Genomic DNA, 22602 nt, shown 5'->3' with positions numbered 1-22602 from the left:
CGGCCGTCCGCGGACGGCCGGGCCCCGCGGGACCCGCGCAGGGGGTCAGTCGAACAGCCGCTCGCCGCCCGCGGTGAGCCACCAGTTCTCCACCGCGAAGTCCGCGGGGTCGATGGTGCCGGTGCTCTGCGCGCGGTCGATGAGCAGCTGGCGGATCTCCGCCTGCTCGTCGTAGACGACGGGTGCGGTGGACACGTGCGGGAAGCCGCCGCCGCCGGAGCGGCGGTAGTTGTTGACGGCGACGACGAACTGCTGGTCGTCGGCGACGGGGGCGCCCTCCAGCGTCAGGGACGCCACCCGGGAGCCGGCCGGCTGCGCCAGGTCCAGCTCGTACTCCACACCCGCGAGCTGGTCGAGGTTGTAGTCCGGCGTCTGCCCGGTGGCCAGCGACTCCGGGTCGGCGGGGTCGCCCGGCGGGACGCTGGCGTAGTACTCCGCGGAGCGCTCCAGGTACTCGCGCACCTGCGCACCGGTCATCCGCACCGCCTGCAGCGTGTTGTCGAACTCGTAGAGCCCGGCGACGTCCTTGACGGTCACCTCGCCCTGCGGGAACACCGCGGTGCGGCTGAACGGCGCGGCGATGGACAGCACCGGCAGCTCGGCGTCCGGCGTGCCGGCCAGGGCCTCGCGGACGGTGTCGGTCTGCACCCGCTGGATGAAGTCGATGATCGGGGTGTCGCGCCAGCGCGCCTCGGTGGCCGGCAGCTCCTGGGTGGAGGTGGCCACGACCTGGTCCACGTACTCGACGGTCCTGCGGTGCTCGTCGGCGATCACCTCGACGATCTCGGGGTCCTCGGGCACGTCGGCGGCCCGGACCTCCTGCACGTCGGCGCCGGCCAGGGAGTACCCGTCCCCGCTCCCGCGCAGCTCCAGCTGGCTGACGGTCACCGAGGCGCCCCAGCGGTAGGGCTGGGTGACGAGCACCCGCTTGCCCGGCGTGGCGGTGGAGTCCACCCACGCCTCGGGCAGGTCGCGGTGGCTGTGCCCGGCGACGACGACGTCCACGCCCGCCACCTCGGCGGCGACGCGGTCGCTGACGTTCTCCGCCGGCAGCTCCTCCTCGCTGTAGGAGGACTCGCCGCTGCGGCCGGAGTGCGACAGGACGACCACGAGGTCGGCACCGGCGGCCTTCATCCTCGGCACCTCGCGCTGCGCGGTGGCCACCACGTCCTCGAAGGTGAGCTTCCCCTCGACGTTCTGCTTGTCCCACACCGCCGAGCCGGGCGTGGTGAGGCCGAGGACGCCGACCTTCACCGGCGCGCCGCCACCGCTGGGCCGCACGTCCCGCAGCACCCACGGCCGCAGGTAGGGGGTGCCGGTGCGCTCGTCGACCACGTTGGCGCCGAGCAGCGGGGCGTCCAGGTCGAGGCGGTACTCGGCGAGGGTGTCCAGGCCGTAGTTGAACTCGTGGTTGCCGACGACCTGGGCGTCGATGCCGATGGCGTCGTAGGCCTGCGCCATCGGGTGCACGGCACCGGTCTGCGTGACGGGTTCCTCGCGGGAGTGGTAGTACGTCAGCGGGGTGCCCTGGATGGCGTCGCCGTTGTCGACCACGAGGGTCGAGTCGGCGCCGCGTTCGGCGCGCACGCGGTCCACGGCGGTGGAGATCCGCGCCAGGCCCAGGCCCTGCCCCTGCGGGTAGGGCCTGCCGGCGAAGTAGTCCCAGTCCAGGACGTGGCCGTGCACGTCCGTCATGGACACCAGGGTGATCGAGGGCGGCACGGGAGCCGCGGCGGCGCCGGTGGCGCCGGTGGCGGCTCCGAGCCCGACGAGCAGGGTGGCCGCGCTGAGGGCGGCGGTGGTGCGGGCGCGCGGGCGCCGGGAGGGTCGTGACTGGGGGGTCATGGGGTCACCCCATCGCATCCAGGTGACGCACAGGTGACGGGGGGTCGTCCAGCAGTGACCCGGGGCCACCGCCGGGCGAGCGGCGTCAGCGCGCCCGCCAGTGCCCCAGCAGCGCCACCACCACGGTGATCAGGCCCGCCAGCGCCAGCCCGGCGCCGATCTCCCAGCGCAGCAGCGCCGCGCCGACGGCGGCCCCCGCGCCGATGAGCACGACGGCGCCCAGCCGGCGGCGCCAGCCCTCGCCGGTGCCGCCGGCCAGCCGCGAGTCGGCGGCCAGGCCGGTGAGGGTGGAGGTGACCACCACCGTCGTGACGTCCTTGACCGCCAGCCGGCGCGCCGCCGCCGCCTGCGCGCCCATCACCAGGCCGAGGACCGTCGTGACGAGCAGGGCCGCCGCCGGCGGCGTGCTGCCCTGCTCCACGGGCACCCCCGCCAGGGTCGCGGTGACGGCGGCCAGGGCGCCCAGCGCCAGCCCGACGACGGCGAGCACCACCGTCGTCGCCGTCGTCCACCCGGTCGCGGCACGGCGCAGCACGCGGCCGACGACGAGCGCGCCGAGCAGGAAGCCGACCAGCGCCAGCACCGGCCCCAGGACCGGCAGGTCCTCCGCGCCGGTGAGGGCCATGCCGAGGATGACGACGTTGCCGGTCATGTTCGCGGTGAAGACGCGGTCGAGGCCGAGGTAGCCGACCGCGTCGACGATCCCGGTGGAGAACGTCAGCACGAGCATCAGCGCCAGGTGCCACGAGGTGCGCGCGCGGGTCCTGGGCTGCTGCTGCTCGGCGCTCACGGGGCGTCCTCCGGGTTCGGAAACATGGGAGCCCGCGTCTTGAAACACGGGGGAAACACCGGAAGACTACGGTGCACGGATTGTATACGTTCCGCAGCTGGACCGACCTGCCGAAGGGTCCGTCGATGACCGCTCGACCAGCACGTCCCACGTCCCTGTCCGTCCTCGCCGGCGCGGCCCTGCTCGCCCTCGGCGGGTGCGTCCCCGTCCAGCCCGTGGGCGCCTCCCCCGAGCGCGAGGACGTCACCGGCGTGCTCGCCGCGCCGGGCGCCGCGCGCACCGGCGGGGACCTCGTCATGGCGCTCTCCGCCGAACCCGACCGGCTCGACCCGACCACGTCCTCCTCGCTCTACACGCGCTACGTCATGAACGCGATCTGCGAGAAGCTCTACGACGTCGACGCCGACGGCGAACTCGTCCCGCAGCTCGCCGCGGCGCTGCCGACCACGTCCCCCGACGGCCTCGAGGTCACCATCCCGGTCCGCCAGGGGATCCGCTTCGCCGACGGCACCCCCCTCGACGCCGCCGCGGTCGTCACCACGCTGGAGCGCAACCTCACCCTGGAGACGAGTTCGCGCAAGAGCGAGCTCGGCCCGGTCAGCGACGTGCAGGCCCTCGACCCCGCCACCGTGCTCGTGCGCTACTCGCGCCCGTTCGCCCCGCTCACCGCCTCCCTGGCCGACCGCGCCGGGATGGTCATGTCCCCGGCGGCGCTGGCCGAGCGCGGGGAGGACTTCGGCGACCACCCCACCTGCGTGGGGCCGTTCAGGTTCGCCGACCGGGTCCCGCAGACCTCGATCACCGTCGAGCGCGACCCGAACTACTACGCGGCCGACGAGGTCCACCTCGACTCCATCACCTACCGCATCATGACCGACGCGAACATCCGCGCGGCCAACCTGCGCTCCGGCGACGTGCAGGTCGCCGACAGCCTCTCGCCGCAGGACGTCGACGCGCTCGCGCGCGAGGACGGGATCGGCCTGCTGCAGACCGGCTCCTTCGGCTACCAGGGCGTCACGTTCAACCTCGGCAACACCGAGGGCGTGGGCAACCCGCCCGGCGCGATCGACACCCCGCTGGCCACCGACCCCCGCATCCGCGAGGCGTTCTCCCTCGCCGTCGACCGGCAGGCCCTGGTGAACTCGGTGTTCAACGACTGGTACGAACCGGCCTGCTCGTTCGTCTCCCCGGCCAGCACCTACGCGACCGCCGCCAGCGACGCCTGCCCGCCGCACGACCCCGAGCGGGCCCGGCGGCTGCTGACCGAGGCCGGCGTGGAACTGCCGTACCGGATCAGGGTGTCCGCCTCGAACACCGCCGACACCCTGCGCTTGTCGCAGGCGCTGCAGGCCAGCGTCCTCGAGGCCGGGTTCGCGCTGGAGATCGAACCGGTGGAGTACTCCACGCTGCTGGACCAGCAGTCCAGCGGCGACTTCGAGGCCGTCCAGCTCGGCTGGTCCGGGCGCGTCGACCCGCACGGCAACGCCGCCAGCTTCCTGACCACCGCGGCCGGCAACAACTACTCCGGCTACTCGAACCCCGAGGTGGACGCGCTGCTGCAGCGGGCGGCGCAGTCGACCGACCCGGCCCTGCGGGCCGAGCTGTACGGGCAGGTGGTCACGATCGTCCAGCGGGACAACCCGATCGTCTACCTGTACCGGGTGCGCAGCATCACCGGGTACGTGTCCGCCGGCGAGGACGCCGTCGCCGGGATCGAGACCTACGCCGACGGTGTCGTCCGCCTCGGGCGCGCCGCCTTCGTCACGGAGGAGGACTGAGGTGGCACGCTTCCTGATCTCCCGCCTGGGGCAGAGCGTCGTGACGCTCCTGCTGGCGTCGGTGGTCGTCTTCGCCGGCGTCCGCGCGCTGCCCGGCGACCCCGCCCTCGCGGCGGCCGGGGAGGAGGCCACGCCGGAGGCGCTGGCCGCGGTCCGCGCCGACCTCGGCCTCGACCAGCCGATCTGGGTGCAGTACTGGAGGTTCCTCACCAGCGCCCTGAGCGGCGACCTGGGGACCTCGGTGCGCACCGGCACCCCGGTCACCGAGCTCATCGGCGCGACCCTGCCGGTCACGCTGTGGCTCTCGCTGTGCGCCGTGCTCTTCGCCGTCGTCCTCGGCCTGGCGACGGGCGTCGTCGCCGCGGTGCGGCGCGGGACCTGGGCCGAGGCCGGGGTGAACGGCCTGTCGCTGCTCGGGTTGTCGGTGCCGAGCTTCTGGCTCGGGCTGCTGGCCATCCTCTACCTGGCCGTGGGCCTGGGCTGGTTCCCCGCCTCCGGCTACGTCTCCCCGGCCGAGGACCCGCTGCGGGCGCTGCACCACCTGGCCCTGCCGGCCCTCGTCCTCGGTGCCGGCACCGCCGCGGTGGTGATGCGCCAGACCCGCGCCTCGATGCTGCAGAACCTGTCCGCCGACTACGTCCGCACCGCCCGCGCCAAGGGCGCCTCCCGGTCCGCGGTCGTGCTGCGGTTCGCGCTGCGCAACTCCCTCGTCGTCGTCGTCACCCTCGTCGGCCTGCAGCTGGGCGGGCTGGTCTCCGGCGCCGTCGTCACCGAGCGCATCTTCGGCCTGCCCGGGTTCGGCAAGCTCACCCTGGACTCGGTCTTCAGCCGCGACTACCCCGTCATCGAGGGGGTCGTGCTCGTCGTGACGCTCGCGTACGTCGTCATCAACCTCGTGGTCGACCTGCTCTACACCGTGCTCGACCCCCGCATCCGCGTCTCCGGAGGTGCACGATGAGTTCCCCCACCGGCACGGCGGCCGCCGTCGACCAGCTCGAGGTGGACCTCGGCTCCAGCCGCGGGCACGTGCTGCGCCGGCTGCTGCGCGACCGCTCCGGCCTGGCCGGGACGGTGCTGGTCGCTCTCGTCGTGCTCGCGGCGCTGCTGGCGCCGCTGATCGCACCGCACCCCCCGACGCAGGTCCACTTCGAGACGCCGTTCCAGGTGCCGCGCACCGTGGGCTTCTGGCTGGGCACCGACGACCTGGGCCGCGACGTGCTCTCCCGCATCCTCTTCGGCCTGCGCGCCTCGCTGCAGGTGGCCGTCCTGGCGGTCGCGCTGTCCGTCGTCGTCGGCACCCCGCTGGGGCTGGCGGCGGGGTACTGGCGCGGTCTGGACGTCGTCGTCTCCCGCCTCACCGACGTCGTGCTGGCCTTCCCCTTCCTCGTCCTGGCCGTCGGGCTGGCCGCGATCCGCGGGGCGAGCCTGGGCAACGCCGCGCTCGCGCTGGGCGTCGCGCACGTGCCGCAGGTGATCCGGGTGGTGCGCGCCGAGACGCTGCGGCTGCGCGGTGCGGAGTACGTGCTGGCGGCCAGGAGCATGGACGCCTCGGGGGTGCGGGTCCTGGCCACCCACGTGCTGCCCAACGCGGTGCCCTCGATCGTCGTGCAGGCCACGGTGATCGTGCCGGCCGTCGTCATCGGCGAGGCCCTGCTGTCCTTCCTCGGCCTCGGCATCCAGCCGCCCACCCCGAGCCTGGGCATCATGCTCTCCGACGCCCAGCAGTACATCTTCAGGGCGCCGACGGCGGCCCTGTTCCCCGGCCTGGCGATCGTGCTGGTCTGCCTGGCCTTCAACCTGTTCGGCGACGCGCTGCGCGACGCCCTCGACCACGGAGGAAACCGTTGAGCGCCCGACCCGGCACCTTCGTCCCCGCTCCCCGGGAGACCACCCGCCCCACCCTGCGCGGCACCTTCGGGATGACGGCCTCGACGCACTGGCTGGCCTCGGCGACCGGGCAGTCGGTGCTGGAGCGCGGCGGGAACGCCTTCGACGCCGCCGTCGCCGCGGCGTTCGTCCTGCACGTCGTCGAACCGCACCTCAACGGCCCCGGCGGCGACGTGACGGCCGTCTTCGCCACCGCCGCCGACCCCACCCCCGTCGTGCTCAACGGCCAGGGCCCGGCCCCGGCCGCGGCGAGCATCGAGCACTACCGGGCCGAGGGCCTGGACCTGGTGCCCGGTGCCGGCGGCCTGGCCGCGGCCGTGCCCGGGGCCGTCGACGCGTGGGTGGTGCTGCTGCGCGACCACGGCACCTGGGAGCTCGCCGACGTCCTGGAACCCGCCATCGGCTACGCCCGCGACGGGCACCCCGTCATCGGCCGGGTCGGCACGACCATCGCCTCCGTCGCGGACCTGTTCCGCGAGCACTGGCCGAGCTCGGCGGAGCTGTGGATGCCGGGCGGGCGGGTCCCGCAGGCCGGCGACGTCATCACCAACCCGGCCTGGGCGCGGACGCTGGAACGCCTCCTCGCGGCCGGGGCGGACGCCGGTTCCCGCACCGAGCGGATCGAGGCGTTCCGCCGCGAGTGGCGCGAGGGCTTCGTGGCCCGCGAGGCCGTGGAGTTCCTGCGCACCCCGCACCGGCACTCCTCCGGCACCGACCACGCCGCGGTCGTCGAGGTGAGCGACTTCGCGGGGTTCTCCGCCGGCTACGAGCAGGCGACGACGATCGAGTTCCGCGGCACGACCGTCGCCAAGACCGGACCGTTCGGGCAGGGGCCGGTGCTGCTGCAGGCGCTGCGGATCCTCGACGGCTTCGACGACGCCGACCTCGACCCCTCGACGGTCCGCGGCGCGCACACCGTCCTGGAGGCGCTCAAGCTCGCCCTCGCCGACCGGGACGCCTGGTACGGCTCGGCCGCCGACCCCGAGGTCCTGCGCGAGCTGCTCTCCGAGGAGTACGCCGCCGCGCGCCGCGCGCTCATCACCGACCGCGCCAGCCACGAGTTCCGCCCGGGCAGCGTCGGCGGGCGCGCCCCGTTCGTGCCGCCGCTGCGCACCGAGGCGCCCTCCGCCGTCGGCGTCGGCGAACCCACCCTCGGCGAGCCGACCGTGCAGGCCGCCGCGGACGTCGAGGGGGACGGCGCCGGGGAGGCGGACGTCGACGCGAGCGGCACCACCCGCGGCGACACCTGCCACGTCGACGTCGTCGACCGCTGGGGCAACGTCGTCTCCGCCACCCCGTCCGGCGGCTGGCTCCAGTCCTCGCCGACGGTCCCGGAACTGGGGTTCTGCCTCGGCTCGCGCCTGCAGATGACGTGGCTGGAGGAGGGGGCGCCGTCGGCGCTGCGGGCCGGCGAGCGCCCGCGCACCACCCTGACCCCGACGCTGCTGCTGCGCGACGGCGTCCCCGTGGAGGCGCTGGGCACCCCCGGCGGCGACCAGCAGGACCAGTGGCAGCTGCTGTACCTGCTGCGCACCCTCGTCGGCGGGTACGAACCGCAGCAGGCCATCGACGCGCCCGCGCTGCACACGACCTCGATGCCCGGCTCGTTCTGGCCGCGCACCTGGACCCCCGGCGGCGCCGTCGTCGAGGACCGGATCGGCGAGGAGGTGATCGCCGGGCTCGTCGAGCGCGGGCACGTGGTGACGCGCTCCGGGCCGTGGGCGCTGGGCCGGCTCTCCTGCGCCGGGCGCGACCCGCGCACCGGGGTGCTGCACGCCGCCGCGAACTCCCGCGGCGCCCAGGGCTACGCGGTGGGGCGGTGAGCGCGGTGGGCGCGGCCGACGCCGCGGGCGCCCCGCAGGGCGGGGAGCTGCTGAGGGTCGAGGGGCTGCGGGTCGCCTACGGCGCGGACACCGTCCTGCACGGCGTCGACCTCACCGTCCGGCGCGGGCACCGCGTCGCCGTCGTCGGTGCGTCCGGCTCGGGCAAGTCGACGACCGCCGCCGCCGTCCTCGGGCTGCTCCAGGGCGCCGGCCGCGTCACCGGCGGCCGCGTCGTCGTCGGCGGGGACGACGTCACCGCCGCGCTGGTCGGCCGCGACGAGGGGCGGTTGCGCCGGCTGCGCGGCCGGCAGGTCGGCCTGGTGCCCCAGGACCCGATGTCGAACCTCAACCCCTCGGCGCGCGTCGGGCGGCAGGTCGCCGAGACGCTGCGGATGCACGGGCTGGCCCGGGGCGCCGCGGCCCGCGAGCGCGCCGTGGAGCTGCTGGAGGAGGCCGGCATCCCCGACGCCGGCCGCCGCGCGCGCCAGTACCCGCACGAGTTCTCCGGCGGCATGCGCCAGCGGGTGCTCATCGCGATGGCGCTGGCGGCCGAGCCGGAGCTGCTCATCGCCGACGAGCCGACCTCCGCGCTCGACGTCACGGTGCAGCGGCAGATCCTGGACCACCTCGACCGGCTGACCAGCGCGCGCGGGGCCTCGCTGCTGCTGGTCACCCACGACCTCGCCCTCGCCGCCGAGCGCTGCGACGACGTGCTCGTCATGTCCGAGGGGCGCGTCGTCGAGACCGGCCCGGCGCGCCGGGTGCTCGGCGCACCGGCCGCGGACTACACCCGCCGGCTCGTGGCGGCCGCTCCCGCCACCGCCGGGCGGGCCGCCGCCCGGCCGCGCCCGCAGGGCTCCGGCGAGGACGTGCTCGTCGTGCGCGACCTCGTCAAGGAGTACCGGGTGCGCGGGCAGCGCGAGCGCGTGCGGGCCGTCGACGGCGTCTCCTTCGCGGTGCGCGCCGGCACGACCACGGCCGTCGTCGGGGAGTCCGGGTCCGGCAAGACGACGACGGCGCGGCTCGTGCTCGGCCTGGAGGCCCCGACCTCCGGCGCCGTCGAGGTCGCCGGGGGCCGGCGCGACGTGCAGCCGGTCTTCCAGGACCCCTACGGCTCCCTGGACCCCACGATGACGCTGGAGCGGCTGATCGACGAGCCGCTGCGCACCGCCCGCGCCGGGGACGCCCGCAGCCGCCGCGCGCGGGTCGGCGAGCTGCTGGACCAGGTGGCGCTCGGCCGGGACCTGGCCCAGCGCCGGCCGGCGGAGCTGTCCGGCGGGCAGCGCCAGCGGGTCGCGATCGCCCGGGCGCTGGCGCTGAACCCGCGCGTCGTCGTCCTCGACGAGGCCACCTCCGCCCTCGACGTCCTCGTCCAGCAGCAGGTGCTCGCGCTGCTGGAGCGCCTGCAGGACGAGCTCGGCCTGACCTACCTGTTCATCACGCACGACCTGGCCGTCGCGCGGCACCTGGCCCACGACGTCCTCGTCATGCGCGCCGGGCGGGTCGTCGAGCAGGGCATGATCGAGGACGTGTTCGCCCACCCCCGGCACGAGTACACCGCCCAGCTGCTGTCGGCCATCCCCGGCCGCGCCGCCGCCTGAGCATGGGGGGATCGGCGGAGCGGGTCACCGAGGCGCTGCGCCGCGACGTGCTCGGCGGCACGTTCGCGCCCGGTGAGCGCCTCACCGAGGCCAGCCTCGTCGAGCGCTACGGCACCTCCCGCGTGCCCGTGCGGGAGGCGCTGCGGGCCCTGGCGGGGGAGGGCTTCGTCGAGCTGCGGCCCAACGCCGGCGCCCGGGTCGCGCAGGTGCCCGTCGACGACCTCACCGACCTGTACGCGGTGCGCTGCGTCGTGGAGGGCATCACCGCGACCCGCTGCGCCGAGCGGGTCGCCGCCGGTGACGACGGCCTCGTGCCGCAGCTCACCGCGATCGTGGACGCCGGGTTCGCCGCCCTCGACGGCGGCGACCCGGTCCTCGGGGCGGAGCTCAACAGCCGCTTCCACGGCGCCGTCGCCCGGCTGTCGGGCGCGCGCAGCATGGCCCTGGTGCTGCGCCGGGTCGGCGAGCAGGTCCAGTGGGCCTACGCCACCACCGTGCCGCAGCAGGGGCTGCGCGCCTGGACCGAGCACCGGCAGGTCGTCGCCGCCATCGCCTCCGGCGACCCGGCCCGCGCGCAGGCGGCGATGGTGCGGCACGTGGAGAACTCCCGGCGCAGCTTCGCGCGCGCCGGCCGCTGAGGCCGGCGCCCACCTGGCGGGGCCCGCCCAGCGGCCTAAGCTGTCCCGGCAGACGAGAGGAGCTCCTGTGACCCTGCTCGAATCGATCCGGTCCCCGCGCGACCTGAAGGACCTGTCGCACCCCCAGGTGGTCGAGCTGGCCGCCGAGATCCGGCGCTTCCTCGTCGCGGAGGTCGCCAAGACCGGGGGCCACCTGGGGCCGAACCTGGGGGTCGTGGAGCTGACGCTGGCGATGCACCGGGTCTTCGACTCGCCCAGGGACCCCTTCGTCTTCGACACCGGCCACCAGTCCTACGTGCACAAGCTCCTGACCGGCCGGCAGGACTTCTCCCGGCTGCGCGAGCGCGGCGGCATCGCCGGCTACCCCCAGCGCAGCGAGTCCGAGCACGACATCGTCGAGTCCTCGCACGCGTCGTCGTCGCTGTCGTGGGTGGACGGCATCTCCCGCGCCTTCCGCCTCAACGGCCAGTCCGACCGGACCGTCGTCGCCGTCGTCGGCGACGGCGCGCTGACCGGCGGCATGACGTGGGAGGCGCTCAACAACATCTCGCACGACAACGACCGCCGCCTGGTCATCATCGTCAACGACAACGGCCGCTCCTACGCGCCCACGATCGGCGGGATGGCGCGGTTCCTGAACTCGGTGCGGACCCGCCGGGGCTACCGCACGCTGCACGAGAAGAGCGCCGCCGCCGCCAACCGCTTCGGGTCCCCCGCGCGCGCCGTCTACCGCGGTCTGCGCGGGGGCGCCCACGGGTTCCTGTCCCGCTTCACCGGCAACGAGGCGCTGTACTCCAACCTGGACATCAAGTACCTCGGGCCGATCGACGGGCACGACCAGCAGGCGGTGGAGCAGGCCCTGGAGCAGGCCCGCGACTACGGCACGCCGGTGATCGTGCACGCCATCACCGAGAAGGGCCACGGCTTCGAGCCGGCGCTGCGCGACGCGGCCGACCAGTTCCACGCCGTGGGCCGCATCGACCCCACCACCGGCGAACCCCTCGAGGCCAGCTCGGGCCGGTCGTGGACCTCGGTCTTCGCCGACGAGCTGGCGACCCTCGGCGACCGGCACCCCGAGATCGTCGCCATCACCGCGGCCATGCTGCGCCCCACCGGTCTGCACGAGTTCCAGCGGCGGCACCCGCAGCGGGTCTTCGACGTGGGCATCGCCGAGCAGCACGCCGTGACGACGGCCGCCGGGCTGGCCTACGGCGGGCTGCACCCGGTCGTCGCGATCTACGCCACCTTCATGAACCGGGCCTTCGACCAGGTGCTCATGGACGTGGCCCTGCACCGCGCGGGCGTCACCTTCGTCCTGGACCGCGCCGGTGTCACCGGACCGGACGGGCCCAGCCACCACGGCATGTGGGACCTGGCCCTGCTGCAGACCGTCCCCGGCATCCGGATCGCCGCCCCCCGCGACGCCGCCACCCTGCGCGAGGAGCTCGCCGAGGCGGTCGCGGTCGACGACGCCCCCACCGTGCTGCGCTGGCCCCGGGGTGCGGTCGGCCCGGACGTGCCCCGGGTGCTGCGGCTGCCCGACGGCGTCGACGTCCTGCGCGAGGCGCCCGGCGACGCCCGGGACGTGCTCCTCGTCGCCGTCGGGGCCATGGCCACGACCGCGCTGGAGGTCGCGGCGCTGCTCGCCGCGCAGGGCATCGGCGCGACCGTGGTCGACCCGCGCTGGGTCGTCCCCGTCGCGTCCTCGCTCGTCGACCTGTGCCGCGAGCACCGGCTGGTGGTCACCGTCGAGGACGGGGTGCGCGTCGGCGGGATCGGCACCCGGCTGCGCCAGGACCTGCGCGCGGCCGACGTGGACACCGGCGTCACCGAGCTCGGCCTGCCCGACCGCTTCCTCGAGCACGCCTCGCGCGGCGAGATCCTGCGCGAGGCCGGCCTGGACCCGCAGTCCATCGCCCACCGGGTCATCGACCAGGTGATCGGGACGGGGCTCCCGCAGGCGCGACCGGTCGGGGAGCACTCCTCCGTGGGCAACGAGCGGGGGGAGTAGCTCCCGCGCCGTGCCCGGCGTCAGGCGTGCCCGGCGTCAGGCCGTGGCCAGCCGGTCCCGCCCGCCCCGCTTGGCGGCGAGCATCGCCTCGTCGGCGGCGTCCAGGGCCTCCAGCAGCGTCGGGCGCACCGCCGCGCCCACGGACACCCGCACCCTCAGACCGGGCTGCACCTGCTCCCAGTCCTGCTCGCGCACGGCCCGCAGCAGCCGCTGCGCCGCCCGGCCGGCGCCCGCGGCGTCGGCCAGGACCACCACGAACTCGTCACCGCCGTAGCGGACGGCGACGTCGTCCTCGCGGCAGGCGCCGCGCACCACCTGCGCCAGCCGGCGCAGCACCTCGTCGCCGACGGCGTGCGACCAGCGGTCGTTGACGTCCTTGAAGCCGTCGACGTCGACGAACAGCAGCGCCGCCTCGCCCAGACCGCCGCCGGGCTCCAGCAGCGGCTGCAGGCGGCGGCGGTTGCCCAGCCCGGTGAGCGGGTCGGTCGACAGCTCCTGCGCCACCCGCGCCGCCTCCTCGGTGAGCGCGCGCAGGCGGGCGCGGTCGCGCAGCGCCTCGAAGCGGGACTCGCGCTCGCGCCACAGCCGGGACATCGACAGCTCCGAGAGCCGACGCCAGGCCGCGAGCGCGCTCGCCGGCCCGGCCTGCGGGGCCGCCGCGGTCTCCACCTCGGCGAGCGCCTCGTGGCCGAGGGCGTCCCACAGCTCGCGGTCCTCGTGGACGCGGGTGCCGGCCAGCGCGGCCAGGAGCGCGCGGGCCCGCTCCACCCGCCCGGCGCGCGCCAGCACGACGGCCGTGGCCAGCCGGGCGGCGCGGACCTCGACGAGCTCCTCGCGCACGGGCGCACCGGCGCGCGCCTGGCGGATGCGGGCCAGCGCCAGCTCGTCCTCGCCCAGGCGCTGCAGGACGAAGCCCTCCAGGGCCAGCGCGCGGCGGTCCATCGCGTCGTCGGCCCGCTCCCGCGCCGCCGCGGCCAGGGCGGCGACCGCGCTGAGCGCTGCCACGTACTGCTCGCGGGCCGCGCGCCGCTCCCCGCGCAGGTCCAGGCAGCAGCCCCACAGCGCGCGGTGCAGCGCGAGGGCGCGCAGCACCGCCGTCCGCGAGCCCGCCGCCCACGGCGAGCGCCGCACCTGCTCCAGCAGCGCGCCGGAGTGCTCGAAGAGCAGCATCGTGCGGAAGGCCGCAGCGGTGGAGAAGGCCGCCGACATGTCGTTGTAGCTGCTCCCGGGAGCGGCGGCCAGGTGGTGCGCCTCGGCCAGCGCGTCCATCGCCGCCGACGAGCGGCCCTGGGCCAGCCGGGCGTCGGCCAGCAGCGCGAGGACCTTGGCCCGCCAGGCGCGCTCGTGCGCCGGCAGCCGCCCGAGCAGGCGGACGGCCTCGGCCGCGGCGCCGGCGGGGTCGGCCAGCTCCAGCCGGCACGCCGCGGCGGTGAAGACCAGGTAGCGCGGGGTCAGCTCGTCGCCCGCGGCCGCGCACAGCGCCTCGCCCTCGCGGCACCAGCGCAGCGCCGTCTCCCACGTGCCGGCCAGGTAGGCGTCGAAGGCCCACTGCGAGAGCCGGTCGAAGGTGCCGAACTCGCTGCGCGGCAGCAGGGACGAACCCGGGCGGGCGGCGCCGGCGGGGACGGCGGCAGGGGGGTCGGCGTGCACCGTGGAGCCTCCGGCACCGGCAGGTGGATCCCGGCCGCCGCGCGCAGCGGGGCCGGTCACCGCGGACCCTACTGGCCGGCGGGCCCGGCGACACCCGGTTCGGCAGGACTTCCCGGACCGGGTGCCGCCCGGTATCTCAGGCCCCGGTGCCCGTCGCGGACGGGTAGTCGGTGTAGCCCTCGGCGCCGGAGGAGTAGACGGTCGCCTGGTCCAGCTCGTTCTCCGGCAGCCCGCGCCGCCAGCGCTCCAGCAGGTCGGGGTTGGCCATCGCGGCGCGGCCCACGGCGACCGCGTCGGCGACGCCGTCGGCGACGAGGTCCAGCGCGTCCTGGCGCGAGGTGACGACGCCGAAGCCGCTGTTGGCCACGAGCGGGCCCTCGAACCGCTTGCGCAGGCCCTGCACGAGCCCGCCCTCCGGCTCGGCGTGCAGCACGCTCAGGTAGGCCAGGCCCAGCGGGCGCAGGCCCTCCACGAGCGCGGAGTACGTCGCCTCCACGTCGGCGGGGTCGGTCTCCAGGGCGCCCTGGATGTTGTGCTCGGGGGAGACGCGGATGCCGGTGCGGCCCGCGCCGACGGCCTCGGCGACGGCGGTGGTCACCTCGATCACCAGGCGGGCGCGGTCCTGCGGCGAGCCGCCGTAGCGGTCCTCGCGGGTGTTGGAGGCCGGCGAGAGGAACTCGTGCAGCAGGTAGCCGTTGGCGCCGTGGACCTCCACGCCGTCCAGGCCGGCCTCGTGCACGGCGCGGCGGGCGGCGGTGGCGAAGGTGCCGGCGAGCGCGGCCGCCTCCTCGGTGCTCAGCGCGTGCGGCACCGGGAACGGCGCCTTGCCGGTGGGGGTGTGCGCCTCGCCCTCGATCGCGATCGCGCTGGGCGCCACGACCCGGGAGCCGGTCAGCTCGGGGTGCGAGACGCGCCCGGCGTGCATGAGCTGCATGACGATGCGCCCGCCGGCGGCGTGCACCGCCTCGGCCACGCGCCGCCAGCCCTCGACCTGCTCGTCGGTGACGATGCCCGGCTGCCCGGCGAACCCGCGCGACTGCCCGTCGAGGTAGGTGCCCTCGCTGACGATCAGGCCCAGGCTCGCCCGCTGCGCGTAGTGCTCGGCCACCAGCGGCCCGGGCACGCCCTCCGCCCCCGAGCGCATGCGGGTCAGCGGGGCCATGAGGAGGCGGTTGGGCAGCTGCAGGTCGCCGAGCGCGACGGGGGAGAACAGATCCATGTACCGGAGCAACCGGTGCGGTGCCGGATGCCTTCCCGCTCCTCGTAGAGTTCACCCCCGTGTCCGGTGTCCTCGTCGCGGTGGTCTGCGCCCTGGCGCTGCTGATGGGCGGCTGGGCCGTCGTCACCGCCGCCCGCGACCGCCGCGTGGGGCGGGCCCACCTGGTGGGCCTGGCCGTCGTCGAGCTCGCCGTGCTCGTCCTGCTGGTGGCGGGCGCCGTGCGGCTGGTCGCCGGCCCGCGCCCGGAGGAGCTGGCCACCTCGATCGCCTACCTCGTCGTCGCACCCTGCCTGCTGCCCGCCGGGACGCTGTGGGCCCTGGCCGACCGCTCGCGCCCCAGCACCCTCGTGCTCGCCGTCGCCTGCCTGGCCGTCGTCGTCGTCGCCTACCGCGCGTTCCTGCTCTTCGAGGTGACCGCGTGAGCGCCCCCGCCGCGCCCCGGCGCACCACCGGCCTGGGCCGGGTGCTCGTGGCCCTCTACGCCGTCTTCGCGATCGCGGCCGTCTCCCGCGCCGCCGTGCAGATCGCCGAGCGCTTCTCCGAGGCGCCGCTGGCGTACGCGCTCTCGGCGTTCGCCGGGCTCGTCTACGTCGTCGCCACCCTGGGGCTGGGCCGCACCGGGCCCCGCTGGCGCCGCGCCGCCTGGGTGGCCTGCTCCGTGGAGCTGCTGGGGGTCCTCGTCGTCGGCACCCTCAGCCTCGCCGACGCCCGCGCCTTCCCCGACTCCACCGTCTGGTCCGGCTACGGCTCCGGCTACGGGTTCGTGCCGCTGGTGCTGCCCGTGCTGGGGCTGGTGTACCTGCGCAGCGAGGCGCGCGCCGCCCGGGCCGGTCGGTGACCGCCCGCCGCACCGCGCTGCTGCTCGTCGCCGGCCTGCTGCTGGTGGCGTGCTCGATGCGCTCCCCGCTCACCGGCGTCGGGCCGCTGCTGCCGGTGCTGTCGGCCGACAGCGGCCTGGGCGCCGCGGCCGCCGGCGCGCTCACCTCGCTGCCGCTGCTCGCCTTCGCCGGCTGCTCCCCGTTCGTGCCGCGCGCCGCCGCCCGGTGGGGCACCCGCGGCACGCTCGTCGCCGCCCTGGTCGTCCTCGTCGCCGGGGGCGCGCTGCGCTGGGTGCCCGGCGCGGTTCCGCTGTTCGCCGGGACCGCCCTGGTGGGCGCCGGCATCGCCGTCGCCAACGTCCTGCTGCCCGCGCTCGTGCGCGCGGAGTTCCCCGGCCGCACCACGCTGCTCACCAGCGGCTACGTCGTGCTCATGCAGGTCGCCGGCAGCCTGGCCTCCGGGGTCGCGGTGCCGCTGGCGCAGCACCTGAGCGGCGGGTGGCGCACGGCCCTGGCGGTGTGGGCCGCGCCGGCGCTGGCGGCCGCCCTGCTGTGGCTGCCGCTCGTGCGCGGCGGACGGCCTCCCGGGACGGCCGCCCCCCACGCGCGCCCGCCGTGGCGCTCGCCGCTGGCGTGGGCGGTGACGGCGTTCATGGGCCTGCAGTCGGTGCAGTTCTACGTCCTGCTGTCCTGGCTGCCGACGGTGCTGCACGAGCGCTCGGGGGCGGACGCCGCCGCCGCGGGGTGGCTGCTGTCGCTCATGCAGGTCGCCGGCGTCGTCGGCAGCCTGCTCGTGCCCGTGGTCACCGGCGGGTCGGCGACGCGGGCCCGGCGCGCGGCCGTCGGCTCCTCGCTGCTGTCGCTGGTGGGGGTGGTCGGGCTCGTCGCGCTGCCGCACGCGCCCGCCGCACCGGTCGCGCTGACCGGTCTGGGCATGGGCGGCTCGGTCGTGCTGGCGCTGGCCGCGATGTCGTCGCGGGCCGCCGACGGCCGGGCCGCGGTCTCGCTGTCGGGGATGGCGCAGTCGCTGGGCTACCTCGCCGCGGCGCTGGGGCCCGTCCTGATCGGCGCGGTGCACACCGCGAGCGGCACCTGGACGCTGCCGCTGCTGCTGCTGGCCGCGGTCGCCGCCGTGCAGCCGCTCGCGGCGCGGGCCGCCGGGCGCGACGCGGTCGTGCCCGCCTGACGCGCGCCCGGCCGCGCGGACCGCGCCCGTCCGGGAGCTCAGGCGCCCAGCTCGAACCAGACGGTCTTGCCGAGCGGGCCCACCCCGAGCTCGGTGCCCCAGCGGGTGGACAGCAGCTCCACCATCGCCATCCCGCGCCCGCTCTCGGCGTCGGCGCGCTGGGCCCCGATGAGGGGCATCCCGCCGCCGTCGTCGGAGACCTCCAGGCGCAGCGACGAGCCGTCGACCCGGCTGAGGCAGACGCGCACCATGCCGTCGCCGTGGACGACGGCGTTGGTGATGACCTCGCTGGCCAGCAGCAGCGCCGACTCGACGGTGTCCTCCTCGACCTCGGCGGCCGCCACCCACGGGGCGCACCACTCCGCGATCAGCCAGCGGGCGACGCCGACCGAGCGCGGGCTGGGTGGGAGGACCACGTGGAACACCGGTCCAATCCCTCCCCGAGGACGTCACCACCGGCGCCGCGGCTGCTCCACGACGTCGACCACCAGCACGCGTGCGAACCGAGCCGTCACTGCGCGTCCACAGTCAATCACCCGAGCGGCCCCTTGTCCCGGTGCGGGCGCTCAGAGGGGCAGGTCGACCCCGGCCACCTCGAGGAGCGTCACCAGCGCCAGGACCGCGCACACGACGCCCCCGACGCGGCTGACGGCCGCCACGCTGAGCCTGCGCATCAGCGTCGCCCCGGCCGCCGCGGCCAGCGCCGAGACCACGAGCAGCGCGGCCCAGGCGCCCGCGAAGACCGACACCGGGTCCTCGTAGCGGGCCGCCAGGCCGGCGGTGAACAGCTGCGACAGGTCTCCCCACTCGGCCAGGAAGACCACCCCGAAGCAGGCCGCGACCCCCCGCAGCCCGGGCCTGCCGCCGCGCACCTTCTCCTCGTACTCGTGCAGCGCCTCCTCCTCGGCCTGCCGGGCCTTGGCCGCACCGCGGAAGAGGGTGATCGCGCCGACGGCGAACAGGGCCGCCGCGACCGCCGCGACCGGGCGGTCGGGCAGGCGCGCGAGGAGCCCGCCCGCGACGACGGCGATGGCGCACTGCACCGCGAAGGCCAGGCCGACCCCCGTCCACGCCGTCAGCGGGCGGTAGCGGGTGGCCAGGACGAGAGTCGCCACGAACGTCTTGTCGGGCAGTTCCAGCAGCAGCACGGGCAGGAAGCTGGCTGCGACGACGGCGGGGTCCACGAGTCTCCAATCGGCGGTCGGCTCATGGGAGCACACCAGCCGCCCGCCGCGGAAATCGCCCGAGGAACCGGTCGGCGAGGGCGAACAGCGCCGCCAGCAGGCCGAACGCGACGACGAACACCGGGATCGCCAGACCCACTCCGCCCCAACCGATCCGGTCGACGTCGAGGAACCAGTAGGGGTACCGGACGACGGAGTTCGTCACCTGCCCGCGAGCCAGCGCGAAACCCGCGTACGCCAGCGGGTACAGCAGCCACAGGAAACTTCGGCGCACCGGGAAACCCGGGTGCGGGCGGCCGAAGACCCAGTCCGCCAGCGCCAGCAGCGGGGCGACGACGTGCAGCAGGTCGCTGGCCGGGCGGCCGGAGAGCAGCAGCACCGCCCCCGGCCCGCCGCCGGGCACGAGCACCGTGTTGTAGACCGCGAACGTCACGGTGACGAAGAACGTCGCGCCGCCGACGACCAGCGGCGGCGGCTGCCGGCGGTGCACCGCCCCGGCCAGCAGCGACCACAGCAGCACCGCGGCCAGGAGGAGGTTGCTCTGGATGGTGAAGAAGACGAGCTTCGTGCCCAGGCCGGCCGGTCCCAGCCGGGGCTCGGCGAAGGTGGCCGAGGAGTCCCACAGCACGCCCGCCAGCACGCAGCAGACGGTGAGCAGCCGCAGCGCGGTGGACGCGGCGGCCGGCAGCAGGGGCGGCACGGGGGCGGGCAGCGAGGAGCGCACCGCACGAGCCTGCCCCACACTGGCCGCGTGCCCGAGCTGCCGGAGGTCGAAGCGCTCGCCGCCTTCCTGCGCGAGCGGCTGGTGGGGCGGGTCGTGGCCCGCGTCGAGGTGGGCGCGCTCAACGTGCTCAAGACCTACGACCCGCCCCCGACGGCGCTGCACGGGCTGCTCGTCACCGGTGCCGGGCGGCACGGCAAGTGGCTCGACGTGGACGTCGACGGCCTGCACCTGCTCGTGCACCTGTCGCGGGCCGGCTGGCTGCGCTGGTCCGACGCGCTGCCGCGGGCGCCGCTGAAGCCGGGCGGCAAGAACCCCGTCGCGCTGCGGGTGCGGCTGGCGCCCGAGGGCGACGACGACCCCCAGCAGCCCCCGGGCTTCGACCTCACCGAGGCCGGCACCCAGAAGCGGCTCGCCGTCCACGTCGTGCGCGACCCCGCGCAGGTGCCGGCCGTCGCCACCCTGGGTCCCGACCCGCTGGACGCCTCCTTCGGCCTCGACGCCTTCCGCGCGCTGCTCGCCGGCTCGCGCCAGCAGCTCAAGGGGCTGCTGCGCGAGCAGTCCGTCCTGGCCGGGGTCGGCAACGCCTACGGCGACGAGGTCCTGCACGCGGCCCGGCTGTCGCCGTACGCGATCGCCGGCACGCTGCCCGAGCAGGACGTGCAGCGGCTCCACGAGGCGCTGCGCACGACGCTGCGCGAGGCCGTGGCCGCCGCGGCCGGGCGCCCGGCGGCGCAGCTGAAGGACGCCAAGCGGGCCGGGATGCGGGTGCACGGGCGCACCGGCGAGCCGTGCCCGGTGTGCGGGGACACCGTGCGGGAGGTCTCCTACGCCGACCGCTCGACGCAGTACTGCCCCACCTGCCAGACCGGCGGGAAGGTGCTGGCGGACCGGCGGCTGTCGCGGCTGCTCAAGTGAGTTCCCCAGGAGTTCCCTGAGGATTCGCTTGGCACGGGGCCGCCGGGCCGGTTGGCTGCGGCGGGTGACCCACCTCAGCACAGCCCTCCGCCCCTCCCGCCGCAGCCTGCTCTCCGCCGCCGCGCTGCTCGGCGGCCTCGCCGCCGTCCCGGCCACCGCCGCCACGGCCGCCGCCTCCACCGCCCGCACCAGGGCCGTCGACCACGGCTGGCCCACCCCCTTCGTCGTCGGCCACCGCGGGGCGTCCGCCTACCGGCCCGAGCACACCGTCGCCTCCTGGGAGCTCGCCGCCCGCCTCGGCGCCGAGGTCATCGAGCCCGACCTCGTCCCCACCCGCGACGGCGTCCTCGTCTGCCGCCACGAGTCGGAGATCTCCGGGACGACCGACGTCGCCGAGCACCCCGAGTTCGCCTCCCGCCGCACCACCAAGATCATCGACGACGTCGAGTACACCGGCTGGTTCACCGAGGACTTCACCTACGCGGAGCTGAGCACCCTGCGCGCCGTCGAGCGGCTGCCGGAGCTGCGCCAGCGCAACACCGTCTACGACGGGCTGTGGAAGGTCCCCACCTTCGAGGAGGCGCTGGCCACCCGCGCGCGCCTGTCCGAGGAGCTCGGCCGCACGATCGGCATCGTCCCGGAGATCAAGCACTCCACGTACTTCCGCTCCCTGGGCCTGACCGTGGAGGAGTCCGTCGTCGCCGCGCTCGGCGCCGCGGGGCTCAACTCCGCCGACGCCCCCGTCGTCGTGCAGTCGTTCGAGCTGACCAACCTCCAGCAGCTGCGCACGACGCACGGGCTGCGCACCCGCGCGGTCTTCCTCACCTCCGCCGAGGGGGCGCCCGCCGACCTCGTCGCCGCCGGCGACCCGCGCCAGTACGCCGACCTGCTCATCCCCTCCTCGCTGCGCGACCTGGCCCGCTTCGTCGACCAGATCGGGCCGTCGCTGACCCAGCTCACGGAGAGCCTGGTCGAGGACGCGCACGCCGCGGGCCTGCAGGTCGTGCCCTACACGCTGCGCCCGGAGAACGAGTTCCTGCCCGAGGCGTTCCGCACCGGCGACGACCCGGCCGCGTGGGGACGGGTCGTCGACTACGCCGTCGAGCTCTTCGAGACCGGCATCGACGGCATCTTCACCGACGCCCCCGACGTCACCCTCGTCGCCCGCGAGCGCTTCCTCGCCGGGCGGGGCTGACCCTTTCGGAGCAACCTCCACCCGCAGGCGGACACGGCGGTTCCGTCCGTGGTCCGATGCCCTCCCACAGCCCCGCGAGCGATGCTTGAGACGTTCGCACGGGGCGAGCGCAGGGGGAGGCGTCGGAGATGGGCATCGTCGTGGGGGTCGTCGTGGGGATCGTCGTCGCAGCGGTGGGGGCGGGCGCGCTGCTCGCCCTCGCCGTGATGGCCGTGGCCGGGCGGGCCGCGCGGGAGGGCCGCGGGCAGGAGCTGCTCGTGGCCCCGCGCGGCGCCCGGTTCGGCGAGGCGACCGACCTGCTCGTGCAGGCGGCGCGCACGAGCCGCGAGCGGGCGGAGGTCGTCGAGCTGCACGAGCACCGCACGCGCCGCCGGCCCAGCGCGCACCGCGCCGCCTGAGGCCCGCCGGGGCGGGGCGCCGTCAGCCGGCGAGCCCCGTCGCCCGCAGCACCTCGACGACCTCCTCGCGGGCCCGGCCCTGGAGCCCCTGCAGCGGTCGCGGCAGGTTCGGGCGGCCCGTCAGGCCCAGGTGCTCGGCCGCGGCCGCCACCACCCGCAGGCTGCCGTGCCGGGCGAACAGCTCCCACAGCGGGAGCAGGTGCTCGGCCGCGGACGGGTCCTCGACCACCCGGCGGGCGGCCTCGGGGAAGAGCCCGCCGACGACGGAGAACCACAAGTCGCACCCCGCCCGCAGCCCGCTCGCTGCGGAGGCGTCACCGCTGACGCCGATGCGCACCCCGGCCGGGACGAGCGCGCGCAGCCGGTCCACCCGCTCGCGCGCCGCGGCCGGGTCGGCGGGCACCGCGGGGATCTTCAGCGCCGCGACACCGGGCAGGTGGGCGATCGCGCCGTGCAGCTCGTCGGTGAAGGTGAACCCCGTCGTGGTGGGGTTGTCGTACACGCACAGCGGCACGGACAGCTCGGCGGTCACGTCCTCGTAGAGGCCGAGCACCTCGTCCTCGGTCAGCCGCTGGTAGGACAGCGGCGGCAGCAGCAGCGCCGCGGCCCCCGCGGCCTGCGCGTCCTCGGCGAGGGCGAGCACCTGCGCCGTGCGCAGCGCACCGATGCCCACGAGCACCGGGACGTCCCCGGCCTCCTCGACCGCCCGCCGGGCCAGCCGGGCGCGCTGGGCGCGGTCGAGGTAGGGGTAGCCGCCCGTGGAGCCCAGCGCCCCGACCGCGTCGACCCGCGCCGCGCGCAGCCGCGCCACGAGAGCGGCGAAGGCGCGCTCGTCGACGCCGTCCTCGTCCATCGGGGTCAGGGGGAAGGCGCACAGTCCGGTGAACACGACCCGTTCCTACCGCACGCCCGTGATCACCCGCGTGGCCGGCGGGCGCCG

General features: G+C 76.0%; 21 protein-coding genes. 13 read left to right on the top strand and 8 right to left on the bottom strand.

Annotated features, from left to right (window positions below):
- Window positions 1-45 precede the first annotated feature (45 nt).
- Together ACRYM2_RS05690 and ACRYM2_RS05685 are read right to left on the bottom strand one after the other, a co-directional pair.
- Entirely contained in the window at window positions 46-1845 is a 1800-nt protein-coding gene (locus tag ACRYM2_RS05690) for a bifunctional metallophosphatase/5'-nucleotidase (RefSeq protein WP_432520560.1), read from the bottom strand.
- A gap of 85 nt (window positions 1846-1930) precedes the next feature.
- On the bottom strand, window positions 1931-2575 hold the full coding sequence (locus ACRYM2_RS05685; RefSeq protein WP_432520566.1) for a DUF1275 family protein: 645 nt from the start codon (window positions 2573-2575) through the stop codon (window positions 1931-1933).
- A gap of 185 nt (window positions 2576-2760) precedes the next feature.
- Here ACRYM2_RS05685 and ACRYM2_RS05680 point away from each other — a divergent pair, with 185 nt between their 5' ends.
- The 7 genes from ACRYM2_RS05680 (at window position 2761) to dxs (ending at window position 12373) form a co-directional block, all read left to right on the top strand.
- Complete coding sequence (locus ACRYM2_RS05680; protein WP_432520559.1) at window positions 2761-4413, top strand: ABC transporter substrate-binding protein; 1653 nt, start codon at window positions 2761-2763, stop codon at window positions 4411-4413.
- A 1-nt stretch (window position 4414) separates the two neighbouring features.
- Window positions 4415-5371, top strand: coding sequence for an ABC transporter permease (locus tag ACRYM2_RS05675; RefSeq protein ID WP_432520557.1), 957 nt, complete (start codon window positions 4415-4417; stop codon window positions 5369-5371).
- Window positions 5368-6261 carry an ABC transporter permease gene (locus ACRYM2_RS05670; RefSeq protein WP_432520556.1) on the top strand — a complete coding sequence of 298 codons (894 nt, stop codon included), beginning with the start codon at window positions 5368-5370 and terminating at the stop codon, window positions 6259-6261. Before ACRYM2_RS05675 ends, ACRYM2_RS05670 begins: the two co-directional genes overlap by 4 nt.
- Window positions 6262-6332: 71 nt before the next feature.
- Window positions 6333-8123, top strand: a complete 1791-nt coding sequence (locus ACRYM2_RS05665; protein WP_432520565.1) for a gamma-glutamyltransferase family protein — start codon at window positions 6333-6335, stop codon at window positions 8121-8123.
- Entirely contained in the window at window positions 8120-9724 is a 1605-nt protein-coding gene (locus tag ACRYM2_RS05660; RefSeq protein ID WP_432520554.1) for a dipeptide ABC transporter ATP-binding protein, read from the top strand. Before ACRYM2_RS05665 ends, ACRYM2_RS05660 begins: the two co-directional genes overlap by 4 nt.
- 2 nt (window positions 9725-9726) lie before the next feature.
- Window positions 9727-10362, top strand: coding sequence for a GntR family transcriptional regulator (locus tag ACRYM2_RS05655; RefSeq protein WP_432520552.1), 636 nt, complete (start codon window positions 9727-9729; stop codon window positions 10360-10362).
- A gap of 67 nt (window positions 10363-10429) precedes the next feature.
- Window positions 10430-12373, top strand: coding sequence for a 1-deoxy-D-xylulose-5-phosphate synthase (gene dxs, locus ACRYM2_RS05650; RefSeq protein WP_432520550.1), 1944 nt, complete (start codon window positions 10430-10432; stop codon window positions 12371-12373).
- A gap of 36 nt (window positions 12374-12409) precedes the next feature.
- Here dxs and ACRYM2_RS05645 read toward each other — a convergent pair whose 3' ends face one another.
- On the bottom strand, window positions 12410-14023 hold the full coding sequence (locus tag ACRYM2_RS05645) for a GGDEF domain-containing protein (RefSeq protein WP_432520548.1): 1614 nt from the start codon (window positions 14021-14023) through the stop codon (window positions 12410-12412).
- 136 nt (window positions 14024-14159) lie between these two features.
- Entirely contained in the window at window positions 14160-15242 is a 1083-nt protein-coding gene (locus tag ACRYM2_RS05640) for an alkene reductase (protein WP_432520547.1), read from the bottom strand.
- Window positions 15243-15301: 59 nt separating this feature from the next.
- On the opposite strand from ACRYM2_RS05640, the gene ACRYM2_RS05635 reads away from it, so the two are divergent.
- The 3 genes from ACRYM2_RS05635 to ACRYM2_RS05625 are packed head-to-tail and all read left to right on the top strand — an operon-like array spanning window position 15302 to window position 17246.
- Window positions 15302-15664, top strand: a complete 363-nt coding sequence (locus ACRYM2_RS05635) for a hypothetical protein (RefSeq protein WP_432520545.1) — start codon at window positions 15302-15304, stop codon at window positions 15662-15664.
- The gene (locus ACRYM2_RS05630; RefSeq protein ID WP_432520544.1) at window positions 15661-16080 is read left to right on the top strand and encodes a hypothetical protein; all 420 of its coding nucleotides are present in this window, start codon (window positions 15661-15663) and stop codon (window positions 16078-16080) included. Before ACRYM2_RS05635 ends, ACRYM2_RS05630 begins: the two co-directional genes overlap by 4 nt.
- Complete coding sequence (locus ACRYM2_RS05625; RefSeq protein WP_432520542.1) at window positions 16077-17246, top strand: MFS transporter; 1170 nt, start codon at window positions 16077-16079, stop codon at window positions 17244-17246. Before ACRYM2_RS05630 ends, ACRYM2_RS05625 begins: the two co-directional genes overlap by 4 nt.
- Window positions 17247-17284: 38 nt before the next feature.
- Here the strand turns inward: ACRYM2_RS05625 and ACRYM2_RS05620 are convergent, their stop codons facing one another.
- From ACRYM2_RS05620 to ACRYM2_RS05610, 3 genes are all read right to left on the bottom strand, one after another.
- Window positions 17285-17662: an ATP-binding protein gene (locus ACRYM2_RS05620; RefSeq protein ID WP_432520541.1), complete on the bottom strand. Its 378-nt coding sequence runs from the start codon at window positions 17660-17662 to the stop codon at window positions 17285-17287.
- Window positions 17663-17812: 150 nt separating this feature from the next.
- Entirely contained in the window at window positions 17813-18430 is a 618-nt protein-coding gene (locus ACRYM2_RS05615; RefSeq protein ID WP_432520539.1) for a TMEM165/GDT1 family protein, read from the bottom strand.
- A 22-nt stretch (window positions 18431-18452) separates the two neighbouring features.
- Window positions 18453-19154 carry a Pr6Pr family membrane protein gene (locus ACRYM2_RS05610; protein ID WP_432520537.1) on the bottom strand — a complete coding sequence of 234 codons (702 nt, stop codon included), beginning with the start codon at window positions 19152-19154 and terminating at the stop codon, window positions 18453-18455.
- A 27-nt stretch (window positions 19155-19181) separates the two neighbouring features.
- On the opposite strand from ACRYM2_RS05610, the gene ACRYM2_RS05605 reads away from it, so the two are divergent.
- The 3 genes from ACRYM2_RS05605 to ACRYM2_RS05595 all read left to right on the top strand — a co-directional run bounded on the left by ACRYM2_RS05605 (window position 19182) and on the right by ACRYM2_RS05595 (window position 21662).
- Complete coding sequence (locus ACRYM2_RS05605; protein WP_432520535.1) at window positions 19182-20069, top strand: Fpg/Nei family DNA glycosylase; 888 nt, start codon at window positions 19182-19184, stop codon at window positions 20067-20069.
- Between the two features lie 64 nt (window positions 20070-20133).
- On the top strand, window positions 20134-21264 hold the full coding sequence (locus ACRYM2_RS05600) for a glycerophosphodiester phosphodiesterase family protein (protein ID WP_432520533.1): 1131 nt from the start codon (window positions 20134-20136) through the stop codon (window positions 21262-21264).
- Window positions 21265-21392: 128 nt separating this feature from the next.
- Entirely contained in the window at window positions 21393-21662 is a 270-nt protein-coding gene (locus ACRYM2_RS05595; RefSeq protein WP_432520531.1) for a hypothetical protein, read from the top strand.
- A 22-nt stretch (window positions 21663-21684) separates the two neighbouring features.
- Here ACRYM2_RS05595 and ACRYM2_RS05590 read toward each other — a convergent pair whose 3' ends face one another.
- Window positions 21685-22551: a dihydrodipicolinate synthase family protein gene (locus ACRYM2_RS05590; RefSeq protein WP_432520529.1), complete on the bottom strand. Its 867-nt coding sequence runs from the start codon at window positions 22549-22551 to the stop codon at window positions 21685-21687.
- Window positions 22552-22602: the final 51 nt, after the last annotated feature.

Source organism: Kineococcus aridisoli (assembly GCF_050871885.1).
GTDB lineage: Bacteria > Actinomycetota > Actinomycetes > Actinomycetales > Kineococcaceae > Kineococcus.
Note: the sequence above shows the minus strand (reverse complement) of the source record. Positions and strands in the feature narration are given on the sequence as shown.